The following is a 12,195-nucleotide window of genomic DNA, read 5'->3' as shown; positions in this document are numbered from 1 at the left end:
CGTGTGCGCGGTGCTTATTCCCCGTGGATGTTCGGGCCGTGGGCGGCGGCGTAGGCCAGTGCCTGGTCGACGTCGATCTTCACGCCCTTGACGCTCGCGGTGGCCCACAGCGACGCATCGGTTCGGGCGCCGCGCAGGTCCGCGTCGTCCAGCCGGAGGTTCTGCACCCGCGCGCCGGCCAGATCCGCGCCGCGCAGCACCGCCTTGCGCAGATCGGCGTCGACCAGGCTGGCCTCGCGCATCCGACAGCCGGCGAGGTCAACACCGCGCAGGTCGCAGCCGCCCAGGACGGCCAGTGTCAGGTCTACGTCGACCAGCGTCAACGGCCGCAGCCGGGCGCCTGTGAAGACCGACCCCAGCATGCTGCACTGCCGAAACATGCTGTGGTGCAGCGTCGCTCGTTCGAACCGGCAGTTACGGAAGGCAGAGCCTTCGTGTTCGGATTCGGTGAGGTCGACACCGCGGAAGTCGCATTCGTCGAACACGACGCGTTGGGTGCGCAACCGGCTGAGGTCGTCGTCGCGAAAGTCGCGGCCGGTGAATTCCTCGTCGTTCCAAGATGCTTCGTCGGGAGGCACTCGATCAACCAGGCAGGCTGACGAGCGCGTACTCGGTGATCGCGATCAACGCGGCCTTGGCGGACTGACGGTCGCGCGCGTCGACGGTGATCACCGGAATATGCTCGGCCAACGCCAGCGCCTTACGCACGGCTGACACCGGATGCCTTGGCGCACCGTCAAATTGGTTGATCGCGATCAGGAACGGCAGTTTGCGCGCCTCGAAGAAGTCGACCGCGGCGAAGCTGTCCTGCAGGCGACGCACGTCGACGAGGACGATCGCCCCGATCGCCCCGCTGACGAGGTCGTCCCACATGAACCAGAACCGACGCTGACCGGGCGTGCCGAACAGGTACAACACCAGGTCGTCGGCCAGGGTGATGCGGCCGAAGTCCATCGCCACCGTCGTGGTGTTCTTCTGCGGTGTGGCCTCCAGTCCGTCGAGGCCCGCCGACGCAGTGGTCACCAGGGCCTCGGTCCGCAGCGGCATGATCTCGGAGACCGCGCCGACGAACGTCGTCTTGCCGGCGCCGAAGCCGCCGGAGATGACGATCTTCGTTGCGGATGAGCGCTCCTCAGAGTGCCTTGAGGCCACGCAGTGTCCTTCCTATCAGCTCACGTTTCTCGTCGACGGTGCTCGACTCGCCCAGGGTGCTGCGCACCGCCACATAACCCTGCGTCACAAGATCCCCGATCAGCACCCGCGCCACGCCGAGCGGCAACGACAACTTTGCGGCGATCTCGGCGACGGACGGGTGGTTGACGCCCATCGCCAGGATCTGCCCGCGCGCGTCGTTCCCCGGCCAGCGCGGCGGCTTGGCCGAATCAAGCGTCTCGATCGGCGCTTCCAGCGGGAGGTGGACCCGGGAATGGGTGCGACCCGCGGTCAGGATGTACGGCCGGACCAGGCTCGGTTCTTCGGCGACGTCGCCATCCCACTGGTCCATGGGCGGCTCACGAACGCGCAGGTGCGCGTCGCCGCGCCGACTGGACGACGGTGCCCACCCGTTCGACCAGCACCGCCATCTCGTAGCCGATCTGGCCGATATCGCAGTTGCGCGCCGCCAGGGTGGCCAGGTTGGAGCCGTCGCCGACCCGCATGAGCAGCAGGTAGCCGTTCTCCATCTCGACCACCGACTGCAGCACGTGACCGCCCTCGAACAGCTGCGCTGCGCCGGTCGAAAGGCTGGCCAGTCCGGATGCCACGGCCGCGAGTTGGTCGGCGCGTTCGGTGGGAATGTGCTCGCTGGCCGCCATCAGCAGCCCGTCGGCGGACACCAGCACGGCGTGGGTCACCCCGGACACCTCGCGGGCGAATTTCGACACCAGCCAGTCGAGTGAGTCACGCTGCGTTGATCGCGACGCGTGGGTCATTCGGTATCGGTTCCTCTGGTCTCTCGTGCGTGCGATCGTGCGGCGTGCACCCCGCCGAAGTGGCTGCTGATGCTGGCCCGAACGGCTTCGGGATCGCGGTGCGGGGCTCCCGGTTCGGCGCCGACCTCAGCCGCCGATGCTACCTCTGCGGTGTCTGGGGCGCCGGGCACGAGGCGGGCACCGGGGGTGCGCACGGGGAGCCCCTCGTCGGTGACGTCGGTGACCGGCACCTCGTCGGCGGCGGCGGCGACCGACCAGCCGTGGTCCCAGACCGACTCCCAATTCAGGTCCTCGCTGTTGGCGAGTTCGGTCGGGTCGACCAGCCATTCGGAGAGCATGCTCTGGTAGATCGAGTCGTCGGAATCGGCCTCCGTCGTCGCCTGGGTGCGGGCAGCGAAGAAGCTGGACGTATCCGTCGGCCGAGCGGCCGGTTCGGGCTCGTCCGGTTCCTCGTCGAAGACGGTCGCGATGCCGCTGGCGCCGGGATCGCGCTGCGGAAGCGCCGATAAGTTCGGGTGTTCCTGCTCGGGCTCGGGCTCGAGTTCGCGCTCGACGTGCTCCTCGTCGAGGGCTAGCGCCGTCGCGATGCCGGCATGAGCGTCGGCGGGTGTCGCGTACTCGGGCGCGCTGTACTGATGCGGTTCCCCGGGCCGCCGGAGCAACTCCGTCGGCACGTAAACCCCCGCGGCGGTGCCCGAATCCGGTTCGCCGCCGATCGTCGAACGCAGCCGGACCACCAGCCCGTGCTGGGCGGCGAGGCGACCCACCACGAACAACCCCATATGCCGGGCGGTGTACGGGTCCACCTGACCGCCGGACTGTAGGCGGGTGTTGGCGACCCGCAGATCCGACTCGGTCATGCCGAGGCCGATGTCGCTCACCTCGATGACCAGCCCGCCGTTGGCGGTGTGCACGGCAGACACCCGCACCTGCGAGATCGGTGGCGAATACCGCAGCGCGTTGTCCAGCAGCTCGGCCAGCAGATGCACCAGATCGCCGGCGACGGCTCCGCTGACCTCGCTGTCGGGCACCGTCGCGATCACCACTCGCGTGTAGTCCTCGACCTCGGACGCCGCGGCGTTGATCACCGCCGACACCGGGACCGGTTCGGCTTGTTCGCGAGGCACTTTCGCGCCCGACAGCACCAACAGGTTCGCGCCGTTGCGGCGCATCCGAGCGGCCAGGTGATCCAGCCGGAACAGGCTCTCCAGTCGCTCGGGATCCTCCTCGTTGCGTTCCAGCCGGTCGATCAGCGCCAGCTGTTGGTCGACCAGCGAGCGGCTGCGCCGCGACAGAGTCTCGAACATGTCGCCGATCTGCAGCTGCAACCGCGACTGTTCGGCGGCGAGGAACACGGCCTGCTCGTGCAATTCGTCGACGGCATGCGCGACCTGACCCACCTCTTCGGTGGTGTGCACCGGGATAGGCGTGATCTGCGAGGCGTCACCGCCGGCGCGCACCCGCTCGATCTCCGCGCTCAGGTCCTCGTGGGCGACCTTGAGAGCGCTGTCGCGCAGACGTCGCAAGGGGAGCACCAGGCTGCGCGCCACCAGCGCCACGATGATCAGGGCGAGCAGCAGCGCCACGCCGACGATGATCGCGTCGCGGATCAGCGTGGTGCGCTGCGCATCGGCACGGTCCTGGACGGCCGAGGTGACCGCCGGCGTCGTGCGCTCGATGACCTCGCGCGCGATCTGCTCGGTGGCGGCCACCGACGCCAGCAACTCGGGGTTGTTCACCAGCGGCACCGCCAGGTCGGTCATCAACGCCATCCGCTTGACGAACTCGGCCTGCAACTTCTGCGCGTCCGGCGATCCGACCCCGAGCACCTGGTTCATCCCGAACAGCGTCGACGGCTCGGTGCCGGCCAGCGCGATCACCGCGGTCCTCAACTCCGGCTCGGGCAGCTCGGCGCCGCGGGTCAGCGCGAGTGTCTGCATCGTCATCTGGCCGCGCGCCCCGATCGCGCGGGCCAGGCCGACGGTCTCCGCGCGGATGCGTTCGTCGTCGACGCGGACCGAGCCGGTCACCGCATCTTCGGCCGGCAGCAGCAGCAACGCGTACGCCTGGATGGTGTCACGCAACCCGATACTGTTCGCGGCGACCTTCTCCACCAGGATCTGGCCGCCGTTGGTCATCGTGGTGATGGCCTGGCGGACGTCGGGCGCGACGTCGGTGTCGTCGAGGCGGCGCTGCAGATTCCGGCGGCTGTCGTCGTAGCGCGTCAACGCCGTCTGGATGTCGCCGCCTGTCGAGCCGGCGAGCATCGTGCCTTCCAGCGCCGCCATGTAGCCCTCGATCGCGGGCACCATCTCGGCGCGGTCGGCGGCGCGGCGCAGATCGGATTCCGCGGTCACGTCGGCGCGGATGCGCAGGCCGCCGAACGTCGCGGCGACGATCAGCGGCACCAGCACGATCGCGAGCACTTTCCACCGGACAGGCCAGTTGGACAGCGCCCACCGCGAGGGCTTCTTGACGGGTGGCTCCGGTTTGCGGTCGAAATCGATCAGTGCGCTCATCGGCGCACGCCCGCTCGCTGGGCCGGTGGTTTCAACGTCAGCGTCGGCGCGTCATGCATCAGACTTCCCACTGATTTCTCGTGATATGCCCTCCCGGCGGGCGCATTCCGGCCCTGGCAATTGGACGAGTATGCCAGCGATGCGCGGCCGAATCCACCGTTCTTACCGAACGGACAGAGTCCATAAACGCAGGTGGAATGCGGTGTGAGGATACCGAGCGAATACCGGAACCCGATCGTGATGCGGCGTCCGTTTACGCCGGGCGAAGGAGCGCCACCATGAAGTCGGACTCGGCGGTGAACGGCCGCAGATCCCACGTGGACAACAGCAGGTCGGGCGCGAATCCGGCGGTCGAGGCGTCGTCGAGGAAGTCGTCGAACGCGTAGTCGCGGCCGGCGCCGAAGCCGATCACGGCCCGCCCGTCGTCCTTGAGGTGCGCGCGCAGCCGAGACAGCACCAGGCCACGGGTGCTCGGGGCAAGGAACGTCATCACGTTGCCCGCCGAAACGATCACGTCGAACGGTTCGGCGATGCCGCGTGCGGGCAGGTCGAGTTCGGCGAGATCGCCGACGAGCCAGTGCGGGCCGGGGTGGTCCTGTTCGGCGGCCTCGATCAGGGCGGGGTCGACGTCGACGCCGACGACGCGGTGTCCGACGGTGGCAAGGTAGCCGCCCAGCCTGCCGGGTCCGCAACCGGCGTCAAGGATGTGCGCGCGGCGCGGCACCATCGCGTCGACCAGACGGGCCTCCCCCGCCAGGTCGTCGCCCGCGCGCGCCATGGCGCGGAAGCGCTCGATGTACCACTGCGAGTGGCCGGGGTCGGCCGCCACCTTCTGCATCCAGAGGCTTTCCGCGACCATGCGAGCATTATCCCTTCGCCCCGGGAGCGTTCTCCCCGCCCTCGGCGTTGCGAGTTCCCCAAGCGTGGCTGGGCTTCACGAAATGTCAGAACTCGTAGCCATGATGAGCCCAAAATTCCGGCATGAGCGACTACCTGCTGGTCCATGGCGCGTTCAACAGCGGCTGGGTTTGGGACGCCGTAGCCGAGCAGCTGCGGGCCGGTGGCCACCGGGTACACGTCGTGAAACAACTGCCGAGCGGTGGTAGCAATCCGGCAGTGCTCGGTGACCTCAGCGCGGATGCCGATCATGTACGGCAGGTGCTAATGACTACAGCTGAGCCTCTTGTGCTGGTTGGCCATTCGTACGGTGGGATGGTGATAACCGAGTTCGCCGACCATCCCAAGGTGCGGCACAGCGTGTACCTCACTGCGCTCTGGCCGAAGCGCGGACAGTCAGTCCTGAACCAACTCGGCGATGTGCTACCCAACGTGTTTGTCCGGCGAGAGGACGGCGCGATGGAGATGACCGATGACTTTGAACTGGCCTGGGAGTCGTTCTGCCCCGATCTTGACCGCCATCGAAGTCAGATGGTTCTGTCACGCTTCGTGCTTCAATCGGCTGCGTCGTATTCTTCTCCGAGCATGGCGCGAGAACGGACGCATTCGGCGACTTACGTTATTTGCACTCAGGAATCAGCGAACTCGGTGGCTGCGCAGGAAGCGTGGTCGGCGAACGCCGACCGCGTCGTTCGAATATCTGCCGGGCACATGGTGCAGCTTTCTCGGCCCCGTGAGCTGGCCGATGTGCTCGAACGGATCTGACCCGTCGAATGTTCCATGTCCTCTTCTTTTCACCGCGCATCGCGCCCAATACGGGCAACGCGATCCGGATGGTGGCCGCGACCGGCTGCGAACTGCATCTGGTGGAACCGATGGGATTCGATCTGTCCGAGCCGAAGCTGCGGCGGGCCGGACTGGACTACCACGACCTGGCTTCGGTAACCGTTCACAGCGACCTGGCCGCGGCGTGGTCCGCTTTGGCGCCCGAGCGGGTCTTCGCGTTCACCGCGCACGCGACCACGTCGTTCACCGACATCGCGTACCGGCCGGGTGACGTGCTGATGTTCGGGCCGGAGCCCACAGGGTTGGACGACACGACGCTGGCCGATCCGCACATCACCGCGCAACTGCGCATACCAATGCTGGGCGGCCGACGCTCGCTGAATCTGTCGAACGCGGCCGCCGTCGCGGTGTACGAGGCCTGGCGTCAGCACGGGTTCGGCGGCGCGATCTGATCACCACGTGTTGAAGTGCGCGATCTGCTCGACGGGCAACCGCTTGGCCGGGCGGAAGTCTGTGCCCTTCGTATAGGCGATCGGGAAGAGCCCACCCTGGCTGTACTGGTCGTGCGGGATGCCGAGTATGTCGGCGGCCTGCTTCTCGCCCTCGCCGAGCAGATGCAGTGTGGTCCACGCGGAGCCGAGTCCGCGTGAGCGCAACGCCAGCATGTAACTCCACGCCGCGGGCAGCAGTGAACCCCAGAAGCTGGCGCTGACGGCACCGGGCACACCGTCGCACCGCCCCTCGAGGCACGGGATCAGCAGCCACGGCGCCCTTTCCATGTTCTCGGCGAGGTATTCGGCCGACGACACCACGGCCTGGCGCCGCTCTCCGCGGCTGTCGCCCTCGGCGTATTCGGGTTCGGGCATCGTGCGGTACAGCTTCCAGCTGTTGCGGTAGATCTCGGCGAGCGCCTTCTTCTTCTCGGGATCGTCGACGAACACCCACTGCCAAGCCTGGCTGTTCGATCCGGTCGGCGCCTGGATGGCGAGCTCGAGACATTCCAGCAGCACCTCACGCGGCACCGGCTTGTCGAAATCGAGCCGCTTGCGCACCGAACGGGTGGTGGTGAGGACTTCGTCGGCGGAGAGGTTCAAGGTCATTTTCCGAGACTACATTCGCTTCATGGCAGTCAAATTCACCCAGGAGGTCATCGACAGGCTCTCGTCCGACAAGCACGGCTGGTTGACGACGGTGTCCAAGTCGGGACAACCCGTCCCGAAACTGGTGTGGTTCTACTTCGACGGGGCCGACGTGCTCGTCTATACGGAACCGAGCGCGGCGAAGGTCAGGCATGTCCGGGCGCATCCACGGGTCAGCCTGAACTTGGACTCCGACGGGAGCGGGGGCGGGATCATCGTCGTCGGCGGAACCGCAACGGTCGACGCGGAGGGCGCCAATCCCTTGCACGACGAGCGGTACCGAACGAAATACGGCAAGTTCGCGGCCAGCCTCGGTTTCAGCGACGAGTTTTTCGCCGCCTACGACACGCGGCTGAAGATCAGCGTCGACAAGGTCTGGACGACGCCCACCGAGGGTTAACGCGTCGCGTACACGGCCGCTGTTCTCACCGGGCGCACCGCGAGCGCACACAGGCCGACCGCGGCGATCGCCACGAATGCGGCTCTGCCGCCCACCATGTCGACGAGCGCGCCGGCCACGGGCGCGCCGAGTGCTTGTCCGGCCGCGAGCGTGAAGAACGACAGCCCGACGCCCGTCGATGTGCTGTCGGGATACAGCCGTGCGCTCCACAGCAACACCAGACCCGTCAACGCGATGTACGCGCCACCGAACAGCGCCGCGGCCACGACGATTGCGCCGAGGTGGGATGGGGCGACGGCCAACAACACCGTCGCCGCGGCCATCGTTACGGTCGCAGCCACCCAAGCCCACTGCAGGCCGATCCGCTGTACCGCGTCGCCCGCGAGTGCCCCGGCGATGCCCGCCGCGCCGATGACGATCCACAGCACCGACGACCGGGTGGCGTCGGCCCCGCCGACAGAAGTGATCAGGTCGCGACCGAACGTCCACACCGCGACACTGCCCACACCCGTCAGCACCGACGCCAGCAACAAGCCGAAAGTGCCTGGGCGCCAGAACGGATCGACGCGTTTGGCCGCGCGCTGCGAGGAGCGGGGTACAGCCAGGGACACCCATAGCGTCACGGCCGCCGACACCAGCGCGTACACCATCCACGCCGCGCGCCAGTGGCTCAGCAACAGCAGCGCGATCGGCGCCGAAAGCAGCACACCGATTCCCGTGCCGCCGTTGACAACGGTTTGGGCGCGGTCCGCCGTGCTCGGCGGCACGTGTTGAGCGACCGCGGCGGCCAGTGGCGGGGAAACGATCCCGGTGCTGCAGCCGGCGACCAGCACTCCGATCGCCAGAACCCATGCCGACGGCGCCAGTGCAATGATCGAAATGCCCAGTGTGGCAACCACTCCGGCGGCAACCGCAACACCACGCGGCCCGACGCGGTCGGTGAGCAGCAGGCTGGCGGTGATCGCGGCGCAGTAGCCGATGTAGCTTCCCGCGCCGATCACGCCTGCGATGGTGGGGCTCAGACCGAAGGTCTCGCCGAACACCGGCCCGAACAGTCCGTAGGAGAAGCGCCCGAACCCGTAACAGCAGGCGATCAGTGCGGTGCCCGCACCGACGAGGAGGTAGAGGGGTCGCCGCACCGCTCAACCGTAGCGGGCTAGCGGAAGTCGCGAGACTTGGAGCCGACCGCCAAGGTGAGCTTGCCCATCCGCTCGGCGACGACGGTGACGGCCCCGGTGGCGTTCTGCACCTGACCGCGGACCAACAGCGCCGGAGCAGTCTGCGCCAACTTGCGGTGCCGCGCCCACACCCCGCGCGAGCAGATGACGTTGACCATCCCGGTCTCGTCCTCGAGGTTGAGGAAGGTGGCGCCCTGGGCGGTCGCTGGTCGCTGCCGGTGCGTCACGGCCCCGGCCACCAACACCCGGGAGCCGTCGGGGACGTCGAGCAGCTGGTTTGCAGGGATGACACCGAGGGCGTCGAGGTCCTCACGGAGGAACTGGGTCGGGTAGCTGTCGGGCGATACCCCGGTGGCCCACACGTCGGCCGCGGCGAGCTCGAGGTCGGTCATGCCGGGCAGCGAGGGAACGTGCGACGACGCGCCCACTCCCGGCAACCGGTCGGGTCGCTGAGTGGCGGCCGCGCCCGCAGCCCACAACCCTTCACGCCGGGTGATGCCGAAGCAGCCCAGTGCCCCCGCAGTGGCCAGCGCCTCGGTCTGCGGCACGGACAGTTGCACCCGCTGAGTCAGATCCAACAGGGAAGCGAACGCGCCGTTGGTGTTTCGCTCCTCGACGAGCTGCTCGGCCAGTTCGTCGCCGATGTGCCGAACGGCGCCGAGCCCCAATCTGACCGCGTTCCCGGTGTCTTCCAAGGTCGCGTGCGCCAGGCTGGCGTTGACGTCGGGGCCGTGCACGAGCACACCGTGGCGGCGGGCGTCGGCCACCAGGGTCTGCGGCGAGTAGAAGCCCATCGGCTGTGCCCGCAGCAGCGCGGCGCAGAACGCGGCCGGGTGATGCAGCTTGAACCACGACGAGTAGAACACCAGCGAAGCGAAGCTCAACGAGTGGCTCTCGGGGAAGCCGAAATTCGCGAAGGCCTCCAGTTTTTCGTAGATGCGGTCGGCGGTCTCGCCGGTGATGCCGTGGCGCTGACGCATACCGTCGTAGAACCTGCCCCGCAGCCGGCGCATCCGTTCGGTCGATCGCTTGGATCCCATCGCGCGGCGCAGCTGGTCGGCCTCGGCGGCGGAGAAACCCGCGCAGTCCACGGCGAGCTGCATGAGCTGTTCCTGGAACAGCGGCACCCCCAACGTCTTGTGCAAGGCCGGTTCCATCGACGGGTGGTCGTAGGTGACGGCCTCTTCGCCGTTGCGGCGCTTGATATACGGGTGCACCGACCCGCCCTGGATCGGGCCGGGCCGGATCAGCGCGACCTCGACGACCAGGTCGTAGAACACGCGGGGCTTGAGCCGTGGCAGTGTGGCCATTTGGGCGCGCGACTCCACCTGGAACACCCCGACGGAATCGGCCTTCTGCAGCATCTCGTACACGGCAGGCTCGGACAGGTCCAGCTTCGCCAGGTCGACTTCGATGCCCTTGTGTTCGCGCACCAGGTCGATGCAGTAGTGCAGCGCCGAGAGCATGCCGAGGCCGAGCATGTCGAACTTCACCAAACCGATTGCCGCGCAATCGTCCTTGTCCCACTGCAGGACGCTGCGGTTCTCCATGCGGGCCCATTCGACCGGGCACACGTCGGCGATGGGCCGGTCGCAGATGACCATGCCACCGGAGTGGATGCCCATGTGCCGGGGCAGGTTGGAGATCTGCTTGGCCAGGTCGATGACCTGCTCGGGAATGTCTTCGGTGTGGGGCGCCTCGGCAAGGTTGCCCCACTGGCCGAGCTGCTTGCTCCAGGCGTCCTGCTGACCTTGTGAGAAGCCCAGCGCACGGGCCATATCGCGCACGGCGCTGCGGCCGCGGTAGGTGATGACGTTGGCCACCTGGGCGGCGTAGTCGCGACCGTAGCGGTCGTAGACGTACTGAATGGCCTTCTCCCGCAGATCCGATTCGATGTCGATGTCGATGTCCGGTGGGCCGTCGCGCGCCGGCGACAGGAACCGTTCGAACAGCAGCTCGTTGGCGACCGGGTCCACGTTGGTGACACCGAGCGCGTAACAGACCGCGGAGTTGGCCGCCGATCCCCTGCCCTGCGCCAGGATGCCGTTCTCCTTGCAGAATCGGGTGATGTCGTGGACCACCAGGAAGTAGCCGGGAAACGTCAGCTGCTCAATGACTTTCAGCTCGTGTTCGATCTGTGCGTATGCCCGGGGCGCCCGCTGAGGCGGGCCGTACCTGTTGCGGGCCCCCGTCATGACCAGGTGGCGCAGCCAACTGTCCTCGGTGTGGCCCTCGGGGACGTCGAACGGCGGTAGCTGCGGTGCGATCAGGGCGAGCCCGAACGCGCACTGCTCGCCGAGTTCGGCCGCGGCGGTCACCACCTCGGGCCGGTCGGCGAACAGCCGCGCCATCTCCGCACCGGATCGCAGATGCGAACCGCCCAACGGCGCAAGGTATCCGGCGGCTTCGTCCATCGAGTGACGGGCGCGGATCGCACCCATCGCCATGGCCAGTCGACCCCGCGAGGGTTCGGCGAAATGGGCGGCGGTGGTCGCGACCACGCTCAGGCCGAACCGGGGTGCCAGCTCGGCCAGGATGGCGTTGCGTTCGTCGTCGCAGGGATACCCGTGGTGGGTGAGCTCGACGCTGACCCGGTCGCGGCCGAAGCGGTCGACGAGATCGGCGAGCGCTTGACTTGCCGCTTCGGGCCCACCTTCGGAAAGCGCTTGCCGGACATGCCCTTTGCGGCAGCCGGTGAGGATATGCCAGTGTCCGCCGGCCGCTTCGGTCAATGCGTCGTAGTCGTATTGCAGTTTGCCCTTCTCGCCGCCGGCCAGGTGCGCCTTCGCGAGTTCGCGTGACAGCCGCCGGTAACCCTCGGGCCCGCGCGCCAGCACCAGCAGGTGCGGGCCGGGCGGGTCGGGGTCTTCGGTCCGGTCGCCACCGCCAAGGGACAGTTCGGCGCCGAACACCGTCGACATGTCGAGTTCCTTGGCGGCCTCGGCGAAGCGCACCACACCGTAGAGACCGTCGTGGTCGGTGAGCGCAATCGCCCGCAGGTCGAGCCGGACCGCTTCCTCGACCAGTTCCTCCGGGGTGCTGGCGCCGTCGAGGAAGCTGTACGCCGAATGGGTGTGCAGTTCGGCGTAGGGCACCGTCGATGTGGGCCGCTCGACGTCGAGCGGTTGGTACTCCCCCCGCTTGCTGGACCAGGCCGGGCTGTCGCCACCGTCGCCGATCTGCTCGTCGATCGGCCAGCCCGCACGGCGCGGTTTACCGTTGAGCACCCGCTCCATTTCCGCCCAGCTCGGCGGGCCGAGATGCCAGCCCATGTGTGCAGTGTATCGAACCTGTGTTCGAACCGACTGATCGGTCGAAATTTCGGCAAAAGCGCAGGTTATCCCC

12 protein-coding genes are annotated in these 12,195 nt (G+C 67.8%); 3 read left to right on the top strand and 9 right to left on the bottom strand.

From position 1 onward, the window contains the following. Positions 1-14: 14 nt before the first annotated feature. The 6 genes from A5650_RS18850 to A5650_RS18825 all read right to left on the bottom strand — a co-directional run bounded on the left by A5650_RS18850 (position 15) and on the right by A5650_RS18825 (position 5,309). Complete coding sequence (locus A5650_RS18850; RefSeq protein ID WP_067294858.1) at positions 15-578, bottom strand: pentapeptide repeat-containing protein; 564 nt, start codon at positions 576-578, stop codon at positions 15-17. A 4-nt stretch (positions 579-582) separates the two neighbouring features. Further along, positions 583-1,152 carry a GTP-binding protein gene (locus A5650_RS18845; RefSeq protein ID WP_067294855.1) on the bottom strand — a complete coding sequence of 190 codons (570 nt, stop codon included), beginning with the start codon at positions 1,150-1,152 and terminating at the stop codon, positions 583-585. After that, the gene (locus tag A5650_RS18840) at positions 1,133-1,504 is read right to left on the bottom strand and encodes a DUF742 domain-containing protein (protein WP_067294852.1); all 372 of its coding nucleotides are present in this window, start codon (positions 1,502-1,504) and stop codon (positions 1,133-1,135) included. The genes A5650_RS18845 and A5650_RS18840 overlap by 20 nt, the downstream gene beginning before the upstream one ends. 7 nt (positions 1,505-1,511) lie before the next feature. Further along, the gene (locus A5650_RS18835) at positions 1,512-1,931 is read right to left on the bottom strand and encodes a roadblock/LC7 domain-containing protein (RefSeq protein WP_067294849.1); all 420 of its coding nucleotides are present in this window, start codon (positions 1,929-1,931) and stop codon (positions 1,512-1,514) included. Further along, positions 1,928-4,450: a HAMP domain-containing sensor histidine kinase gene (locus A5650_RS18830; protein ID WP_067294845.1), complete on the bottom strand. Its 2,523-nt coding sequence runs from the start codon at positions 4,448-4,450 to the stop codon at positions 1,928-1,930. Before A5650_RS18830 ends, A5650_RS18835 begins: the two co-directional genes overlap by 4 nt. 253 nt (positions 4,451-4,703) lie before the next feature. After that, positions 4,704-5,309 (bottom strand): class I SAM-dependent methyltransferase, encoded by a 606-nt coding sequence (locus A5650_RS18825; RefSeq protein ID WP_067294841.1) that lies wholly within the window; start codon positions 5,307-5,309, stop codon positions 4,704-4,706. A 122-nt stretch (positions 5,310-5,431) separates the two neighbouring features. On the opposite strand from A5650_RS18825, the gene A5650_RS18820 reads away from it, so the two are divergent. Both A5650_RS18820 and A5650_RS18815 read left to right on the top strand, forming a co-directional pair. Continuing rightward, positions 5,432-6,112 (top strand): alpha/beta hydrolase, encoded by a 681-nt coding sequence (locus A5650_RS18820; RefSeq protein ID WP_067294838.1) that lies wholly within the window; start codon positions 5,432-5,434, stop codon positions 6,110-6,112. A gap of 8 nt (positions 6,113-6,120) precedes the next feature. After that, positions 6,121-6,585 carry a tRNA (cytidine(34)-2'-O)-methyltransferase gene (locus A5650_RS18815; protein ID WP_067294834.1) on the top strand — a complete coding sequence of 155 codons (465 nt, stop codon included), beginning with the start codon at positions 6,121-6,123 and terminating at the stop codon, positions 6,583-6,585. Here the strand turns inward: A5650_RS18815 and A5650_RS18810 are convergent, their stop codons facing one another. Next, positions 6,586-7,233, bottom strand: a complete 648-nt coding sequence (locus A5650_RS18810; protein ID WP_067294830.1) for a nitroreductase family protein — start codon at positions 7,231-7,233, stop codon at positions 6,586-6,588. Positions 7,234-7,255: 22 nt separating this feature from the next. On the opposite strand from A5650_RS18810, the gene A5650_RS18805 reads away from it, so the two are divergent. Then, positions 7,256-7,672, top strand: coding sequence for a TIGR03667 family PPOX class F420-dependent oxidoreductase (locus A5650_RS18805; protein ID WP_067294826.1), 417 nt, complete (start codon positions 7,256-7,258; stop codon positions 7,670-7,672). On the opposite strand, the gene A5650_RS18800 is transcribed toward A5650_RS18805, so the two are convergent. Beyond that, positions 7,669-8,811: a YbfB/YjiJ family MFS transporter gene (locus A5650_RS18800; protein ID WP_067294821.1), complete on the bottom strand. Its 1,143-nt coding sequence runs from the start codon at positions 8,809-8,811 to the stop codon at positions 7,669-7,671. The two genes, A5650_RS18805 and A5650_RS18800, sit on opposite strands and share 4 nt — an antisense overlap. Before the next feature lie 17 nt (positions 8,812-8,828). Beyond that, the gene (locus A5650_RS18795; protein WP_067294817.1) at positions 8,829-12,122 is read right to left on the bottom strand and encodes an error-prone DNA polymerase; all 3,294 of its coding nucleotides are present in this window, start codon (positions 12,120-12,122) and stop codon (positions 8,829-8,831) included. Positions 12,123-12,195: the final 73 nt, after the last annotated feature.

It is taken from the genome of Mycobacterium sp. 1164985.4 (assembly GCF_001668575.1).
Taxonomy (GTDB): Bacteria; Actinomycetota; Actinomycetes; order Mycobacteriales; family Mycobacteriaceae; genus Mycobacterium.
Note: the sequence above shows the minus strand (reverse complement) of the source record. Positions and strands in the feature narration are given on the sequence as shown.